This is a genomic window from Fusobacterium sp. IOR10, from assembly GCF_010367435.1.
Taxonomy (GTDB): Bacteria; Fusobacteriota; Fusobacteriia; order Fusobacteriales; family Fusobacteriaceae; genus Fusobacterium_B.
This window is the reverse complement of record NZ_WJWY01000022.1, coordinates 1-17,054: the sequence shown is the minus strand read 5'-3', so window position 1 is coordinate 17,054 and position 17,054 is coordinate 1. Positions and strand designations below refer to the sequence as shown.

At 26.6% G+C, this 17,054-nt stretch carries 17 protein-coding genes; 10 read left to right on the top strand and 7 right to left on the bottom strand.

Annotation, left to right across the window (positions count from 1 at the left end; translation table 11 throughout):
* Positions 1-69: 69 nt before the first annotated feature.
* The 6 genes from GIL12_RS07125 (at position 70) to GIL12_RS07100 (ending at position 8,170) form a co-directional block, all read left to right on the top strand.
* Positions 70-1,488: a putative glycoside hydrolase gene (locus GIL12_RS07125; RefSeq protein WP_163469815.1), complete on the top strand. Its 1,419-nt coding sequence runs from the start codon at positions 70-72 to the stop codon at positions 1,486-1,488.
* A 114-nt stretch (positions 1,489-1,602) separates the two neighbouring features.
* Positions 1,603-2,469, top strand: coding sequence for a tRNA pseudouridine(55) synthase TruB (gene truB, locus GIL12_RS07120; protein ID WP_163469814.1), 867 nt, complete (start codon positions 1,603-1,605; stop codon positions 2,467-2,469).
* 25 nt (positions 2,470-2,494) lie between these two features.
* Positions 2,495-4,303, top strand: coding sequence for a translational GTPase TypA (gene typA, locus GIL12_RS07115; protein ID WP_163469813.1), 1,809 nt, complete (start codon positions 2,495-2,497; stop codon positions 4,301-4,303).
* Positions 4,304-4,478: 175 nt separating this feature from the next.
* The gene (locus GIL12_RS07110) at positions 4,479-4,745 is read left to right on the top strand and encodes an HPr family phosphocarrier protein (protein ID WP_163469812.1); all 267 of its coding nucleotides are present in this window, start codon (positions 4,479-4,481) and stop codon (positions 4,743-4,745) included.
* Positions 4,746-4,815: 70 nt separating this feature from the next.
* On the top strand, positions 4,816-6,546 hold the full coding sequence (ptsP, locus tag GIL12_RS07105; protein ID WP_163469811.1) for a phosphoenolpyruvate--protein phosphotransferase: 1,731 nt from the start codon (positions 4,816-4,818) through the stop codon (positions 6,544-6,546).
* A gap of 127 nt (positions 6,547-6,673) precedes the next feature.
* Entirely contained in the window at positions 6,674-8,170 is a 1,497-nt protein-coding gene (locus GIL12_RS07100) for a cobyric acid synthase (protein WP_163469810.1), read from the top strand.
* A gap of 50 nt (positions 8,171-8,220) precedes the next feature.
* On the opposite strand, the gene GIL12_RS07095 is transcribed toward GIL12_RS07100, so the two are convergent.
* Complete coding sequence (locus GIL12_RS07095) at positions 8,221-8,433, bottom strand: hypothetical protein (protein WP_163469809.1); 213 nt, start codon at positions 8,431-8,433, stop codon at positions 8,221-8,223.
* Positions 8,434-8,580: 147 nt separating this feature from the next.
* On the opposite strand from GIL12_RS07095, the gene GIL12_RS07090 reads away from it, so the two are divergent.
* Both GIL12_RS07090 and GIL12_RS07085 read left to right on the top strand, forming a co-directional pair.
* Complete coding sequence (locus GIL12_RS07090; RefSeq protein WP_163469808.1) at positions 8,581-9,273, top strand: LexA family transcriptional regulator; 693 nt, start codon at positions 8,581-8,583, stop codon at positions 9,271-9,273.
* A 74-nt stretch (positions 9,274-9,347) separates the two neighbouring features.
* The gene (locus GIL12_RS07085; RefSeq protein ID WP_163469807.1) at positions 9,348-10,295 is read left to right on the top strand and encodes an AEC family transporter; all 948 of its coding nucleotides are present in this window, start codon (positions 9,348-9,350) and stop codon (positions 10,293-10,295) included.
* 26 nt (positions 10,296-10,321) lie between these two features.
* Here GIL12_RS07085 and pgeF read toward each other — a convergent pair whose 3' ends face one another.
* The 4 genes from pgeF to GIL12_RS07065 all read right to left on the bottom strand — a co-directional run bounded on the left by pgeF (position 10,322) and on the right by GIL12_RS07065 (position 15,011).
* On the bottom strand, positions 10,322-11,029 hold the full coding sequence (gene pgeF, locus GIL12_RS07080) for a peptidoglycan editing factor PgeF (RefSeq protein WP_163469806.1): 708 nt from the start codon (positions 11,027-11,029) through the stop codon (positions 10,322-10,324).
* A 35-nt stretch (positions 11,030-11,064) separates the two neighbouring features.
* Positions 11,065-13,851, bottom strand: a complete 2,787-nt coding sequence (locus GIL12_RS07075; RefSeq protein WP_163469805.1) for an ATP-dependent DNA helicase — start codon at positions 13,849-13,851, stop codon at positions 11,065-11,067.
* 119 nt (positions 13,852-13,970) lie between these two features.
* Complete coding sequence (trxA, locus tag GIL12_RS07070) at positions 13,971-14,279, bottom strand: thioredoxin (RefSeq protein WP_163469804.1); 309 nt, start codon at positions 14,277-14,279, stop codon at positions 13,971-13,973.
* 75 nt (positions 14,280-14,354) lie between these two features.
* Complete coding sequence (locus tag GIL12_RS07065; RefSeq protein ID WP_163469803.1) at positions 14,355-15,011, bottom strand: Crp/Fnr family transcriptional regulator; 657 nt, start codon at positions 15,009-15,011, stop codon at positions 14,355-14,357.
* Between the two features lie 134 nt (positions 15,012-15,145).
* Here GIL12_RS07065 and GIL12_RS07060 point away from each other — a divergent pair, with 134 nt between their 5' ends.
* Together GIL12_RS07060 and GIL12_RS07055 are read left to right on the top strand one after the other, a co-directional pair.
* Positions 15,146-15,352: a 4Fe-4S binding protein gene (locus GIL12_RS07060; protein ID WP_163469802.1), complete on the top strand. Its 207-nt coding sequence runs from the start codon at positions 15,146-15,148 to the stop codon at positions 15,350-15,352.
* The gene (locus GIL12_RS07055) at positions 15,342-15,917 is read left to right on the top strand and encodes a 4Fe-4S binding protein (protein WP_163469801.1); all 576 of its coding nucleotides are present in this window, start codon (positions 15,342-15,344) and stop codon (positions 15,915-15,917) included. Before GIL12_RS07060 ends, GIL12_RS07055 begins: the two co-directional genes overlap by 11 nt.
* A gap of 54 nt (positions 15,918-15,971) precedes the next feature.
* On the opposite strand, the gene GIL12_RS07050 is transcribed toward GIL12_RS07055, so the two are convergent.
* Together GIL12_RS07050 and GIL12_RS07045 are read right to left on the bottom strand one after the other, a co-directional pair.
* Complete coding sequence (locus GIL12_RS07050) at positions 15,972-16,532, bottom strand: permease (RefSeq protein WP_163469800.1); 561 nt, start codon at positions 16,530-16,532, stop codon at positions 15,972-15,974.
* Positions 16,532-16,891 carry a permease gene (locus GIL12_RS07045; protein ID WP_163469799.1) on the bottom strand — a complete coding sequence of 120 codons (360 nt, stop codon included), beginning with the start codon at positions 16,889-16,891 and terminating at the stop codon, positions 16,532-16,534. The genes GIL12_RS07050 and GIL12_RS07045 overlap by 1 nt, the downstream gene beginning before the upstream one ends.
* Between the last annotated feature and the right edge of the window lie 163 nt (positions 16,892-17,054).

The window sequence follows — 17,054 nt, the reverse complement described above, 5'->3', positions numbered from 1 at the left end:
AAACCCCTATTAAAAATATCTATTTATGATATAATTTAAGAACATTAACATATTTTATGGAGGACTACTTTGAAAAAAAATTTTAGAATTATATACATAATATCTTTACTACTTTTATTTTCCACATGTATTTTTGGAAAACAATATTACTTATACACTAACCGTTCTAATGTTAATATAGTTAGTTCACTAAATGAAAAAAAATCAATTGGAAGAATAACATCTAAAACTCGAGTTGAAGTTTTAGGAGATAAGAAAATTGAAATTCAAAAAAATAAAAAAATTAAAAAAGATAATAAAGAAGTTATTGTAAAAACCGTAACTACAGAATTATGGACTAAGGTTAAATACACACATAATTTAAAAACTAAAATTGGATGGGTTAGAACAAAATATTTAACTCCTAATTATACTAACCTTCTTCACCAAAATTGGAAAGATATTGAATATAAAGATTTTCCAAAAAAGGAAAGTTATAAAAATAATAAAAAAATAGATGTTAAAGGAATCTATGTTAGTTTTAATTCCTTTTCTTCTACTAAGAAGATGGACTCTTTAATTAAGTTGGCAAATGAAAGTGAAATTAATGCTTTTATTATTGATGTTAAAAATGATTATGGATATCTTTCTTGGAAAATGGATGAATCCCTTTTGGAATATAATCCCTATGCACTTAATCGTTATTATGTTAAAAACATTGAAAAAGTTATGAGAAAATTAAAGGATAATAATATTTATACAATTGCTAGAATTGTATCATTTAAAGATCCTTCCTACGGAAAAGCTCATCCTGAAAAAATCATTAGAAAAAGAAAGGACAACACTCCCTACACTAATAATGATAAAATAGTATGGATATCCCCATATGATGAGAATCTTTGGAAATATAATGTTGCTGTTGCTAAGGAAGCTGCAAAGGTTGGATTTAATGAAATCCAATTTGATTATGTTAGATTTCCAGCATCAAATGGTGGAAAGCTTGATAAAACAGTTATCTATCCTAATCAAAAAAATGAAGGAAAACCTGTTACTATACAAAGATATCTTAAATATGCTAAATCAGAACTTTCTCCCCTTGGGATCTATTTAAGTGCTGATATTTATGGACAAATTGGAACATTTAAAGATGATATGGGTCTTGGGCAATATTGGGAAGCAATGAGTGGGTACACTGATAGTCTTTCTCCTATGATGTATCCTAGCCATTATGCTAGACATTCTTATGGGGTTCCAACTCCAGATGCTGATCCATATAAAATAATTTATCACTGTGCTCTAGATTCTATTAATAGAAATAATAATATTGATAATCCTGCTTCCATAAGACCTTGGATTCAAGATTTTACTGCAAGATGGGTTAAGGGTTACATTCCCTATGGGCATAAAGAAGTTCAATTGCAAATTGATGCACTTAAGGATTTAGGTATCCATGAATATATTTTATGGAATCCTGCCAATAGATATCATCCACCTAAAACAAAACATTAATAAAACAAACTATACATTAACTTGAAAATAGAGAAATTATTCTCTATTTTTATTTTATTATACTTGATTTTATGGTATAATCATCTGTAACTTAAAAAATGGAGTTGATTTTTTTTGAATGGAATAATAAATATCAATAAACCTCAAGGAATTACTTCCTTTGATGTTATTAGGAAGCTTCGTAAAATATTATCTATTAGAAAGATAGGACATACTGGTACATTAGATCCCCTTGCAACTGGAGTTTTAATAGTATGTGTTGGAAAAGCTACTAAATTAGTACAAGATATTGAAAAGAAAGAAAAAGAATATATAGCTGAATTCGATTTAGGTTATAAAACCGATACTTACGATATTCAAGGAAAAACTTTAGATAAAGTTGATAATTTTTCCATTACAAAGGAAGAGTTAGAAACTGTTTTAAAAAATTATGTTGGGGATATTAAGCAGGTTCCTCCAATGTATTCTGCTATTAAAATTAATGGTCAAAAACTTTATGAGTTAGCTCGTAGAGGAGAAACTATTGAAAGAGCAGCTAGGGATATATCTATATTCTCTCTAGAATTACTAGAATTTAATGGAAAAAAAGTAAAAATAAAATGTGTTGTTTCAAAGGGAACATATATTCGTTCTCTTATTTATGATATAGGTGAAGATTTAAAAACATTTGCAACTATGACTTCTTTAATTAGAACAAAGGTTGGAAATGAAAATATTGATAAAAGTTTCACTTTGGAAACTATTGAATCTTTAAAAGAAAAAGAAGATTTTTCTTTTCTCTATGATATTGAGACATATTTTAACTATCCAAATTTCTCAATTTCAGGAGACAAAAACAAAAAATTATTTTTAAATGGAAATACTCTTATTACACCTGATTTAAAAGATGGACTATATAGAGTATATGATTCTGAAACAAACATTTTTTTAGGACTTGCAAATGTAATTTCAGAGAGATTAAAAGCGTATAAATATTATTAATTAAATATTACAAGGAAGGAAATTTATGAAAATTAAGAACATTGCAATTATTGCCCATGTCGATCATGGTAAAACTACTATTGTTGATGGTATGTTGAAACAAGCTGGGGTTTTTGGAAGTCATGAGCTTGAAAAAGTTAACGAAAGAGTTATGGATTCTAACGACATTGAACGTGAAAGAGGAATCACAATTTTTTCTAAAAATGCATCACTAAAGTATAAAGACTATAAAATAAATATAGTTGATACTCCTGGCCATGCAGATTTCGGTGGGGAAGTACAAAGAATTATGAAAATGGTTGATTCAGTTATTTTACTAGTTGACGCATTTGAAGGACCTATGCCTCAAACTAAATATGTTTTGAAAAAAGCTTTAGAACAAGGTCATAGACCAATTGTTGTAGTTAATAAAATAGATAAACCTAATGCTAGACCTGAAGAAGTTTTATACATGGTTTATGATTTATTTATTGAATTAAATGCCAATGATTATCAACTTGAATTCCCAGTTCTTTATGCTTCTGGAAAAGCTGGATTTGCTAAAAAAGAAATAGAAGATCCTGATGTGGATATGCAACCTTTATTTGAAACTATTTTAGAAAAAGTTAACGATCCTGATGGAGATCCTGAAGCTCCTTTCCAATTTTTAATTACTAATATTGAATATGACAATTATGTTGGTAGATTAGCTGTAGGTAGAATTCATAATGGTACAGTTAAAAAAAATCAAGATATTATTCTTATAAAAAGAGACGGTACTCAAGTTAAAGGTAAAGTTTCTGTAATTTATGGTTATGAAGGTCTTAAAAAAGTTGAAATTGATCATGCTGTAGCTGGAGAAATTATCTCTATTGCTGGTATGTCTGATCTTGATATTGGAGAAACTATGGCAGATGTTGCAAATCCAGTTGCTTTACCACTTATAGATATTGATGAACCTACTCTTTCTATGACATTTATGGTAAATACATCCCCTTTTGCTGGAAAAGATGGTAAATATATCACTTCTAGAAACATTTGGGATAGACTTCAAAAAGAATTACAAAATAATGTAAGTATTAGAGTTGAAGCTACTGAATCTCCAGACTCATTTACAGTAAAAGGTAGAGGAGAACTTCAATTATCTATTCTTTTAGAAAATATGAGAAGAGAAAATTATGAAATTCAAGTTTCTAAACCAAAAGTTATATTTAAAACTATTAATGGCAAAAAATATGAACCTATTGAACTAGCTATTATTGATATTGATGAAGCTTTCACAGGTGTTGTTATTGAAAAATTAGGTTCAAGAAAAGGTGAACTTATTAGTATGGTTCCAGGACAAGACGGATACACTCGTTTAGAATTTAAAATTCCTGCAAGAGGAATTATTGGATATAGAAATGAATTCTTAACTGATACTAAAGGATCTGGAATAATGAATCACTCTTTCTATGATTTTGAACCATTTAAAGGTCCAATTAATGAAAGAAAAAAAGGTGTTTTAATAGCAAGTGAAAGTGGAACTTCTGTAGCTTATGGATTAAATGCCATTCAAGAAAGAGGAGTATTATTTATTAATCCTGTAACTGACATTTATGCTGGAATGGTTATTGGAGAACATAGTAAAGAAAGTGATTTAGTTGTTAATGCATGTAAAACTAAAAAACTAACTAATACTAGATCTGCTGGAAATGATGATGCTATTAAATTAGCTCCACCTAGAATTTTAAGTTTAGAACAAGCCTTAGATTATATTACTGATGATGAATTTGTTGAAGTTACTCCTCATTTTATTAGAATAAGAAAAAGATTCTTAACTATTAAAGATAGAAGAGTTAATTTTAAAAAATAATTAAATTTGTTCTTTTTTTGAGCGCTCATGGATAACTTTTAGTTCTTTAAAATTTATAATGTCTTATTCTATTGACAAATTTTTAAAAATAATATATTCTATTAGTACTGTTTGAAGAGATTTGTTTATAAATATAATAGGTGATAATTTAATATTTTTTTAGGAAGGTGAAATTATGGCATATAGTAAAACTGTTGAAATTACAAACGAAACTGGTCTTCACACTAGACCTGGAAACGAATTTGTTAGCTTGGCTAAAACTTTTGATTCAACTATAGAAGTTGAAAATGAAGCTGGGAAAAAAGTTAAAGGAACTTCTTTATTAAAGCTTCTTTCTCTAGGTATAAAAAAGGGAACTAAAGTAGTTGTTTATGCTGATGGTGCAGATGAACAAGAGGCTGTTACTAAATTAACTGAACTTCTTGCTAATTTAAAAGACTAATTTAAGTAAGAGGGGGAGTTAAACTTCCCCTCTTTTTTTATTCTATTTCAAAGGAAGGGGTAATTATAAAATGAGTAAACTTATACACGGGATTCCAGCTTCTCCTGGAATTTCAATAGGAAAAGTATTTTTGTATCTTGAAAATGAGTTAGTTATCAATACTAATTCAATTGAGGATATTGAAGCTGAAAAAACAAAGTTATTAAAAGGAAGAGATGCTTCTAAAGAACAATTAATTTCAATAAGAGAAAGAACTGCTAAAAAATTAGGTGAAGATAAGGCAACTATATTTGATGGACATATAACATTATTAGAAGATGAAGATCTTTTTGATGAGGTTGTAGAATTAATTGAAAATGATCACATATCTGCTGAGAATGCTTTAAATCAAGGTATTTCAGGTTACTGTGAAATGTTAAGTAATTTGGAAGATCCATACCTAAGAGAAAGAGCTGCTGACTTAAAAGACATTGGGAAAAGATGGTTATTTAATGTTACAGGAACTGAAATAGTTGATCTATCAATTTTGCCAAAAAATTCCATTGTAATAACTAAGGAACTTACACCTTCTGATACTGCTCAACTTGATTTGAATAATGTTATTGCTTTCGTAACAGAAATTGGAGGAAAAACAGCTCACTCTTCTATAATGGCTAGATCTTTAGAACTTCCTGCTGTTGTTGGAACTGGTTCTATTTGCACAGATTGCAAAGGAGGTACTCCTATTATTGTAGATGGTTTAGAAGGAACTGTTATTGTTAATCCAACTGAAAAAGAAATTGAAAAATACACTGCAAAACAAAAAGAGTTTTTAGAGGAAAAAGAAATTCTAAAAAAATTAAAGGATAAGGATGCTGTATCTAAAGATGGAATTAAAGTTGGAGCTTGGGCTAATATAGGTTCTCCTAAAGATGTGGCTGGATTACTTAAAAATGGTGCTCAAGGAATTGGACTTTATAGAACTGAATTTTTATTTATGAATAATGATTCCTTTCCAACTGAAGAAGAACAATTTCAAGCCTATAAAGAGGTTGCTGCTGCTCTAGAAGGAAAACCAGTAACAATTAGAACTATGGATATTGGAGGAGATAAAAATCTTTCTTACATGGAACTTCCTAAAGAAGATAATCCTTTCCTTGGTTGGAGAGCTTTAAGAATTTCCCTTGATAGACCTGAAATTTTAAAAACTCAATTTAGAGCTCTATTAAGAGCATCTGCCTTTGGATATATTAAAATAATGCTTCCTATGATTATTTCACTTACTGAAGTTAGAAAATCTAGAGCTATTCTAGAAGAATGTAAGGAAGAGTTAAGAAAAGAAGGAATAAAATTTGATGAAAAAATTCAACTTGGTATTATGGTAGAAACTCCTGCTGTTTGTCTTAGAGCTGCTCATTTTGCAAAAGAATGTGATTTCTTCTCAATTGGTACTAATGATTTAACTCAATATACACTTGCTGTGGACAGGGGAAATGAAAAAATATCTGCTCTTTATAATTCATATAATCCTGCTGTTTTACAAGCAATTAAATATGCCATTGATGGAGCACATTCTGGAAATATAAGTATTTCCATGTGTGGAGAATTTGCAGGGGACGAAAATGCCACTGCTATATTATTTGGTATGGGACTAGATTCTTTTTCAATGTCTGCTATTTCTGTTCCTAGAATCAAAAAAAATATAATGGCACTTGATAAAAAATCTTGTGAAGAATTAGTTGAGAGAGTTCTTGCTATGTCAACTTCTGAAGAAATTTTAGAAGAAATTAAAAAGTTTAACAATCTCCACTACACAAAATAAATTTTGTTGTATATTAAAATAGGAGAAAATTCTCCTATTTTTTTATTTTTTTAAAAATATATTTTATTTTTTTGAAAATATATATTATAATAGTACTTATAAACTAAGTTTTAAGATGAGGTGTTTTATGCATAAAAAAATAATGTTACAAGGAACTGGATCTTCAGTTGGAAAAACTATACTTACTGCTGGATTATGCAGGATATTTGCTGAAGACGGTTACAAAGTTTCTCCCTTTAAATCTCAAAATATGGCCTTAAATTCATATGTTGATGTTGATGGATTTGAAATGAGTCGAGCTCAGGTTGTTCAAGCTGAGGCAGCTAATACAACACCTAAGGCTTTTATGAATCCCATTCTTTTGAAACCAACAGGGGAAGATGATTGTTCTCAAGTTATTTTAGAAGGAAAAGCATTTAAAAATATGAATGCTGCTGAATATTATAAAAATTATAAGAGATTTAGAGAAATCGCTATACAAAATTATTTTAAAATACAATCTAACTATGACATTGGAGTTTTGGAAGGAGCTGGAAGCCCAGCTGAAATAAATTTAAGATCAATGGACATAGCAAATATGGGAATTGCCTCTGCTGTAAATGCCCCTGTTGTTCTAATTGCTGATGTTGAAAGAGGAGGAGTTTTTGCTTCAATTTATGGAACTATAATGCTTCTTAGAAAATCTGATAGAAAAAAAATTAAAGGTTATATTATCAATAAGTTTAGAGGAGACCTTTCTCTTTTGGAAAAGGGTATCAAAATGTTAGATGATGTTTTGCAAAAAGAAAATATCTCTGTTCCATGTTTAGGAGTTATACCTTATTTTGATATTCATATTGAAGATGAGGATAGTTATATATTCAATGCTAAAGAAAAGAAAGAAGTTAAAGATATCAATATAGCTGTTATACAATTTGGAAAATTATCAAACTCAACTGATTTTAATTCTTTTTTAATGTATGATGATGTTAACTTAGTTTACGTGGATAGAGCTGAGGACTTAAATGAAAATTTTGATATGATCATACTACCTGGAAGTAAAAATGCTATTTATGACTACAGTATAATTAAAGAAAGACATATAACTAAAAAAATCTTATCCCTTGCAAAGGAAGGAAAGGTTATTGTTGGTATACATGGTGGTTTTCAAATGTTAGGTAAAACAATTAAAGACTTATCTCAAGTTGAAAGTAGTTATTTAAAAATTGAAGGTCTTGGATTTTTCAACATGAAAACTAAGATGGAAACTGAAAAATATACTAAACAAATTTCTAGAACTTTAGCTAACTGTACTGGTATACTAGAAGGTTTTGATGGGTTAAAAGTTAGTGGATATGAATTACACCAAGGTATTACAACTGGAGATAATTCCTGTTCAGTAGTTCCTGAAAAAGATTTCAGTATCCTTTGTAAAGATAATATTATTGGAACTTATATTCATGGTATTTTTGATTCTGCTAAATTCACAAGAAAATTATTAAATAAAATAAGAGCAAAAAAAGGACTAGAACCTATTTATGATTATATGAGTTTAGAATCCTTTAAAGAAAAGGAATACAGAAGACTTGCAAAGGTAATGAGAAGTCACTTGGATATGAAGGCTATATACAAAATTTTAAAATAGTTTTTCTACAAAAAAAGAAGTTATATTTAAATATAACTTCTTTTTTTTATTTAAAAATTTTGTTTTATTTTTTTAGTTTCTTTTTTAAAAATCTCATCTAAATACTTTAAAGTATTATCTATATTTTTACTTTTTATTGTTATATTATTTCCATTATATTGAAAATAAATACTAAAAATACCATTATTTTCTTTAATATCACAAATCAAAACTCTTGTTTGAAAAGATATATTCCATTTTTTGTTTTTCACAAGTATTTTCATAAATATCCTCCACTTTTATAAGCTATCTATAACTATATGTAAGTATTCTACAATTTTTATCTTATATTGTCAATAGTTTTATCTAAAACTTGAAATATATATCCATCTATAGTATAATTAACTATAATTATAGATAGGAGGTTTTACATGACTTTCATTAGATTTTTAAAAGAAAAGAGACTTGAATTAGGACTTAGTCAAAATAAATTTTCAAAACTTATTAATATAACTCAATCTTATTTTAATTCCATAGAAAGAGGAGAAGTTAAAAATCCACCTAGTGAAGAGATTCTAGAAAAAATATCAGAGGGATTAAACCTAAATAAACAAGATAAAAATTATCTTTTTTATTTAGCTGCAATAGAAAGAACTCCTAAACTTATTATTAATATGATGGATGAATTAAATAACAAACTTAATTCTAAAGAAAAAGAGGTTTATTCTCCTTCTAAAGAGGATTCCTCAAATTCTATTCCACTATTTGAAAGGATTTCAGCTGGAATTGGAGCCTTTGCAACTGAAGAAATTGAAGATTATATTATATTACCTGGTATTAACAATAGGGATAATAATATTTTTGCTGTTAATGTAGTTGGAGATTCAATGGAACCTACAATTAAAGATAATTCAATTATTATTTGTAAAAAAGATGTGGAAATAAAAAATGGAGAAATTGGTGCTTTTTTTATAGATGATCAAGCCTATGTAAAGAGGTTAAAGATAACACAAAATTATGTTGCTCTAATTAGCGATAATCCAAACTATACTCCAATTTACATTGGCCCTGGTGAAAATTTTAAGGCTGTTGGAAAAGTTATAAAAGTATTAAGTGACATATAGTTCAATAAATATTAATTGAATTATATGATGATATAATGTATAATTATATTACACTTTAATATAAGGATGGTCCTATGAATAATATTTTAATGGCTTTAAACGTTGTTTTCCCAACATTTATAATGATGTCTGTTGGTGTGATTATAAAAAAAGTTAAAATGGTTGATGAACCTTCTTTAACTGTTATGAATAGAATTGTATTTAGAGTTTTTATGTCTTTACTACTATTTTTAAATATTTATAACATTGATATTAATGAAATTTTCAATCCTAATAATTTAAAATTGATGCTATTAACTACATCTAGTATATTTTTTATGTTTGCATTGGCATATTTAATTTATAATCGTATGACAAAGGACAAAAATAAGCTTGGAGTTTTAATACAAGCAACATATAGAAGTAATCTAATATTATTTGGAATACCTTTAATTTTATCAGTATATGATGAGTCTAAACTAGGTATAGTTTTGCTTATTATAACTCCAGTTGTACCACTTCTTAATATTATGGGAGTTATAATTCTTGAAACTTATCAAGCTAAAGAAAGAAGTTATAAAAAATTATTTATTTCTGTTTTAAAAAATCCTCTTATAGTTGCTTTTATACTTGGATTAATTTGTCTAACTCTTAAAGTAAGAATTCCTAAAATAGTTTTAAATACTATGATTACAATGTCTAAGGTTGCAACTCCTCTTGCTTTTGTAGTTTTAGGAGCCACTTTGAAATTTGATAATATGCTAAATAATATCAAATTCATAGCTGTTACAAATTTCATGAAACTTATTATTTTTCCAATTATTACTTTATCAATTGCTTTGTATTTGGGATTCCGTAATGAATATATTGTAGCTCTTCTAGGGGTAACTGCTTCTCCCACATCTGTTACATCTTTTAACACTGTAAAAGAAATAGGAGGAGATAGTAAATTAGCTGCTGAAGTTGTTGCTTCGTCATCTGTTGTCTCTATTTTTACATTATTTTTATGGGTTTATTTTTTAAGAACTTTTAATTTCATATAACTAAAAAGTCCTAGTAATATATATTACTAGGACTTTTTTTTCTCAAAATAAATAACTGCATAATTTCTATCTTTGTTCTTGTCCCTTCTAAAGGAACAAAAATCCCCTGTGAAAGTACATTCATCTGAAATTATTATATTCTCTTCTAAAATTCCATTTTTCATAAAATTAAATTTATTAAACTTATAGTTATCAAAATGTCTTTCCCCTTTATACATCTTAAAAGAATTTTCTATAATTTCATTTGAAAATTTGTTTTTAAACTGTTCATAAAATTCCTCTCCAACTTCATAATTTTCACAAGAAATTCCAATTCCAAGGCCTATTATAATATTCTTCACATTAGAATTATAATTTTTTTTCATAAGATTTAAAGCTTTTATTCCTATTTCTTCAAGGCTTCCTTTCCAGCCAGAATGAACTAAACCTATAACTTTTTCTTTTTTATCATAAAGAAATATTGGCAAACAATCAGCATATTTTGTAATTAAAACCAAATCATTTCTCTTTGTTATAAATCCATCTACACCATCAAAATAAGTTTTATTTTCTTCCTTTGATATATCAATGACAATATCTGTATGTTTTTGATAAGCTTTTATTAAAATTTTATCTTCTGATAATAATTCTTCTAAATTATTTTTCTCAGTGAAACTTTTTCTTGTAAACATAGCTGAAACATTATGATTTTCAAATTCTTTTATCTTAAACATTTTTTTATTTTTTATAAACATTTTACCATCCTTAAAATTTAAGTTTAATATGTATTTTATTTATCTTCATTATTTATATTCAAATAATTTTTGCAATAGCTTCTAAAATCACAGTACTTACACAAATCCTTATCTAAATATCCTGTTTTATAATTCTTTCTTACAATTTCAGTTGCTATTTTTTTAAACTTATTGATTGTTTTTAATATAGCTTCATTGTCTAAATTTACATAGGTTATTTTCTTTTCTCTTTCTTCGTTAATATAAAATATTTTTCCAACTAAAATTTCCTTTGAATATTTTTTTTCTAGTAAATAAGCATAAATCTGAATTTGTTCCTCATACTCTTTTTTGTAACCACTATTTTTCCCTGTTTTAAAATCTACTATTTCCAAATGTCCATTCTTTTCAACTACTAAATCAACTATACCTTCTATAATATATTCTTTTTCAGTTAACATTACTTTTTTTTCCACATCTTTTATGATATCTAAATTCTCCATATAATTTTCATAATAATCTAAAACCTTTGTAAATCCCTCTTCTAAAATGAAATTTTCCAGTTTAATATTATATTTTTTATACAAATATTTATAAAAATCCATATATTTCTCTTTTATTTCTTGAATATTTATACTTTTATTTTCAAATTTTATTTTATTTAATTCTTCCAAAGAAATATGAACAAGCTCACCAAAAATTAATTCCTTAGTTTTTACTTGTGGAAATTTATATTCGTGTACTAGTTTATATAGTCTTGGGCAGTTGTCATATAAATTTATGTGATTAGTAAAGGATAGTTTTTCTTTTATATAATTTTCTTTAGTTTCGTCCAAATTTAGTTTAGATATTTCAAACTCATCTTGAACTACATCTTTTAAATTCCCATATACTTTTTTAAATGCAAAATGTGGAACTGGAATTTTAGGATATTCAACACAAGTTAGAGTCAATAAATTTTGTGCCCTTGAAAAAGCTGTATAATAAACCCTCCAAAAATCAAATTCTTTTACTCTCTCTTGAGGCTCAAATTCCTCCATTATTTGAAATTCTAATTTTTCTTGTTTTTCATTAATAATAAAATCTGGACCTGATTCTAAAGATCCAACTATAACAATTGGAAATTCAAGTCCTTTAGACTGATGAAATGTTAAAAAAGAAACTGAATTACTAGGAGCATACTCTTTTATATCCTCATATTCTGAAATTCCTGTGTTTTTTAAATATACCAAATGACTTGCAAAAAAATAATTAACAACCTTTTCTATATTTTCTTTATCTATTTTATCCAACTGGCAAATTCTATCAAATTTATTTATTAATTTAAAAAATATTCCTATATTATAAGTTTTCCTATTTTTTAATATATGATCCTCTTGAAAGTCCAAATATTTTCTAAAACTTTTAAATCCAATAAAAGAATATAGAATCTTAAAAAAATTTCCAAAATTTCCATCCAATGACTTTGTTCTATTTCTCAAATCCTTAATATATTTTCTAAGCTCCAAGTCATTTTCTAATTCCTTCAATGTCATATCAAAGCATTCCCTATAATAAGTGTTTTTCAAAAAATCTTTACTTTGATAAAATACACATAATAAAATTCCAATACAAAATTTTATTTCATCTCTAAAGAAAAACATATTGGACCTAGGCGAATAAACATTAATATTTTTATTTTCTAAATACTCCATTAATCTTAATACTTTTTTATTTCTAACTGATCTAAACAAAAATGCTATTTGATTATAGTCATTTATTTTTTTTGATGTTTCTAATTTTTTAATAAACTTATATATTTTTTTCTTCCAGTCTTCTTCAGAAGTTTTTACTGAAATTTTCACAACACCTAGTGTTTTATTTTTAGGTTCTTTTCCTGAAACAAGTTCTTTTCCATATCTCCATCCACCCCAATATAGACATTTGTTCCAGTTATTACAAAAATTGACAATATCTTCATTGGACCTATAATTTATATTTAATTCTATTTTTTTACATTTTCCAATCTCAAAATTTTTTTCAAACTTTAAGATATTTCTTACAGTTGCCCCTCTAAATCTATATATTCCTTGATCGTCATCTCCAACAACACAAATATTATTTTTTTTCCCTGTAATAAGTAAAAATATTTTTTCTTGAATTAAATTAGTATCTTGATATTCATCAATCATTATATAATTTATTTTTTCTCTCATACTCTCTAATACTTTTGAATTTTCAATTAATATCCTATAACACTCAAATTGAATATTTGAAAAATCTACTATATTTTCTTTAAACAACATTTTTTTATATAGAGTATTTACATTTTTTAGATATTCTAATCTTTCATTTCCAATCTCTTTAACTACACTTGTCCCTTCTTCATTTATTCTGTCTATCCATTTTTTGAGCTCAACAGCCTTATCCCATGATTTTCTTTTTTCTAGAAATTGAAAAAATTCTAAACTTCCATCTATGTTTAAAAAATTCTTCATTTTTTTATAAATAAAAAATTTCTGTTCCAAATCATCGAGCACTCTATAATTTCTTTTTAAATAGGAATAATTAATATTTTCATCTATAATTCTCAAACAAATAGAATGAATAGTTCCAATATACATTTCTCCAATATCTATTTTTCCAGATATTTTTGCTGAAATTCTTGTGATTAATTCTTTAGATGCTTTTTCTGTAAAAGTTGCCAAAAGAATATTTTCACTTTGAACTTTCTTTTTATTAATTAAATAGCTAACTCTTTCCACAAGAGTTCTTGTTTTCCCAGATCCTGGTCCTGCTATTACTAAAAGGGGAGAATCAATTGTTTCTATTACTTTTTTCTGATTTTCATTAAATTTATCCAAATGTATTCCTCCTTTTAATAACCTATTCTATCCTCTACATTTTATTACATTTCTAAAGAAAATAAAAGGACAAATATATTTAAATATATTTGTCCTTTTATTTTTATGTTTAAACACTTTTATTTTATCATTTCTTCTATTTCTTGTTTTGGTCTAACACCTACAGCACGTTTTTGTTCTTTTCCATCTTTAACATATACTAAAGTAGGAATACTCATAACTTGAAATTTTTGAGCTAGCTCCATTTCTTCATCTATATTTATTTTGCAAACTTTAACATCTGAAGTTCCTTCAGATACTTCTTCTACTACTGGTCCTAACATTCTACATGGCATACACCAATCAGCCCAAAAATCTATTAGTACAGGTTTCTTTGAGTTCATCACTTCTTCTTCGTAATTATCTTTTGTTAATTTTATAACTGACATATAATACCTCCATATAAATTATTTTATGTTATTATTATACATCCTTATTTTAAATTTATCAGTAACAATATCACATTATAACTTCATTAATTTTTCCAAATTTAATATTTTAATTTCTCCCCTAGACATTTTTATGATTCCATCAATTTGAAATTGCTTTAGTAATCTAGTTACAACCTCTCTTGCTGTACCTAAATCCTTTGCTATACTATTGTGGGTTATCTTTAATGTGTCAGAATTAAAAATGCTTCTATACTCATATAAAGATGTTGCTAACCTTCTTGCCATATTAGAAAACACATATTGGTTAAAAATCCACATTACATTTGAAAATTTTTCTGAAACAGCTTCTAAAATAAATTCTTTAACTTTAGAGTTTTGATCACTAATTTTTTTCATTATTCCTTTGGGAATAACATAAATCTCTGTGTCTTCTTCAAATTCCATATTAGTTTCAAAATCTAAATTATTAAACATACACGAAGCACTTAAAATTGAAATATCTCCATTGTATAATCTAAACAGAGTTATTTCCCCTCCATTGCTTGAAGACATAAAAACTCTAGCTCTACCTTTATAAAAAATATAAACTCCCGTACATTTATCCTTACTGTGATATATTGTTTCGCCCTTTTTATATTTTATAATCAATAATTTTTTTATCAGTTCCTCTTTCTCTTCTTTTAATAAATCATCCCAAAAATCTAGAGTTTTTTTTAATATCTTTTCCATGGCATATCTCCTTATCCTTTTATCAAACAATTATAACATTGAAATTTTCTTTTTTCAATTATATGTAACTATATCACTGACTATTTTAAAGATTATGATATAATCAATTTGTATAATATAATTGGAGGTTAATTATGAAGAGTGTATTAAAAGCTTTTGTTCCTAAAAATAAATGTGTGGCCTGTGGAAGTTGTATGGAAAGCTGTCCTGTAGGTGCTATTTCTATTTTTAAGGGCATCTATGCAAAGGTGAATACTAATTATTGCATTGGATGCAAAAAATGCCTTGGTGTATGTCCTATATCAATTATTCATTTTGAGGAGGTTAAAAATGAAAACTAAAAATTGGTATGATTATCTTTGGATAGTTTCTATAATATATTTTTCCCTTGGATTCTTTAATATACTTTTTGCTTGGACTGGTCTCATTTTTTTATTTTCTCCATTGATTATTTCTCTCTTTTGGGGAAATAAATCCTATTGTAATTTTTACTGTGAAAGAAGCAAATTGTTGAATTTAATTGGAAACAAGTTTAAATTTTCTAAAAATAAAACCATGCCTAAATTTTTAACAAGTAAAATTTTCAGATATTCTTTTTTCATATTTTTTATGCTTATGTTTGCAAATATGATTTTTTTCACATTTTTAGTCTTTAATGAAAGTGAAAATTTTTCAAGTTTCATTAAGTTATTTTGGTCATTAAAAATTCCTTGGGAACAACATTATAACTTTGTAACTTACCCAAATTGGATTTATCAGTTTGCCCTAGGATTTTATAGTATGATGCTCACATCTACAATAATAGGAATAATCCTAAGTATCTTTTATAAATCTCGTTCTTGGTGTGGTATTTGTCCAATAGGAACAATGACTCAAGAAATTTGTAAATTTAAAAATAAAAAATAATTTTGCTCTTAAAACCTATATATTATAAATTGACTAAAATAAAAATCAGAAGTTTTACTTCTGATTTTTATTTTTTTGTATTTCTAAATTATTTATAATATATTCTTTTTCTTTTTTTGTGGTAGTTCTATTCAAAATAAAAGATATTGTAACTATTGATACTACACTAAGGCACAACCTAATAAGAGCATATTTTCCTCCTAAATTTGTTATTTCAAATAAAAGCATTGGTATCTTTGTTGTTGACCAAGCTCCAATAAAAATAAAAACATTGAAAAAACTTGCTTTTTTTCTCAGCAATAACCCAGCAATTGGAAAGGCTATATACAAAGGCCCTGCTGCTGAAGATCCTACTAAAAAAGCTAATATTAATCCCTTAATTCCTGATTTTTCACCCATATATTTTATCATTACTTCCTTTTTAACCCAAACATCTAAAAGCCCTAACAACACAAATACAGGGGGAATTACCTTTAACATTTCTAAAACATTTCCTTTGGTTATTAATACTGAATCCTTTCCTATTTTAGGAAAGAAAATTCCAAGTATAATATTAGCTATTACTAAAATAATAAATACTTTATATATTTTTATAATTTTATAAATATTTTTCATTAGATTAACCTTCCTATTATCAAAGCAATTAAAATTGAAAAGAAAAAACATGCTATATTTCTTTTATACGTCACTTTTTTCCCAAAATATTGTATTTCTAGTGGTAAGGTTACTATCCCAACCATCATAAGAGTACTTAAAAACATGGTCATTTGAGTATAACCTGCCCCTGATTTTAATAAAGATGAAATTAAAGGCATTGCAACAAATCCAGGAATTAAGGTTATTGATCCAACTATCCCTGATATTAAAAATCCAAATAATCCTGAATTTTCACCTATTAAAGAAGAAATCATATTCCTATCCATTACTGAAAGTATAATCCCTATAAGAACCAGTATCCCAGAAAGTTGCGGCATTAAATTTCCAAAGGATTTTAAAGCTTTTTTTAAAGCTTTTTGGGTCTATAATATTTGGTGTTGGTATTTGTAAAAATACTAATGCCTTTATTTTTTGCAAAAAAAAATTGAGACAAATAAAAAAATCCGTTACAATTAAGTTGCGACACCAAAAGAAAGGATG

Bases quoted from the DNA above. Each gene is read 5' to 3' on its own strand.
- GIL12_RS07090 (WP_163469808.1), top strand. From the start codon at position 8,581: ATGACTTTCATTAGATTTTTAAAAGAAAAGAGACTTGAATTAGGACTT.
- GIL12_RS07085 (WP_163469807.1), top strand. From the start codon at position 9,348: ATGAATAATATTTTAATGGCTTTAAACGTTGTTTTCCCAACATTTATA.
- GIL12_RS07095 (WP_163469809.1), bottom strand. From the start codon at position 8,433: ATGAAAATACTTGTGAAAAACAAAAAATGGAATATATCTTTTCAAACA.
- GIL12_RS07110 (WP_163469812.1), top strand. From the start codon at position 4,479: ATGGCATATAGTAAAACTGTTGAAATTACAAACGAAACTGGTCTTCAC.
- GIL12_RS07055 (WP_163469801.1), top strand. From the start codon at position 15,342: ATGAAAACTAAAAATTGGTATGATTATCTTTGGATAGTTTCTATAATA.
- GIL12_RS07100 (WP_163469810.1), top strand. From the start codon at position 6,674: ATGCATAAAAAAATAATGTTACAAGGAACTGGATCTTCAGTTGGAAAA.
- GIL12_RS07060 (WP_163469802.1), top strand. From the start codon at position 15,146: ATGAAGAGTGTATTAAAAGCTTTTGTTCCTAAAAATAAATGTGTGGCC.
- ptsP (WP_163469811.1), top strand. From the start codon at position 4,816: ATGAGTAAACTTATACACGGGATTCCAGCTTCTCCTGGAATTTCAATA.
- GIL12_RS07065 (WP_163469803.1), bottom strand. From the start codon at position 15,011: ATGGAAAAGATATTAAAAAAAACTCTAGATTTTTGGGATGATTTATTA.
- typA (WP_163469813.1), top strand. From the start codon at position 2,495: ATGAAAATTAAGAACATTGCAATTATTGCCCATGTCGATCATGGTAAA.
- GIL12_RS07045 (WP_163469799.1), bottom strand. From the start codon at position 16,891: ATGCCGCAACTTTCTGGGATACTGGTTCTTATAGGGATTATACTTTCA.
- pgeF (WP_163469806.1), bottom strand. From the start codon at position 11,029: ATGTTTATAAAAAATAAAAAAATGTTTAAGATAAAAGAATTTGAAAAT.
- GIL12_RS07050 (WP_163469800.1), bottom strand. From the start codon at position 16,532: ATGAAAAATATTTATAAAATTATAAAAATATATAAAGTATTTATTATT.
- trxA (WP_163469804.1), bottom strand. From the start codon at position 14,279: ATGTCAGTTATAAAATTAACAAAAGATAATTACGAAGAAGAAGTGATG.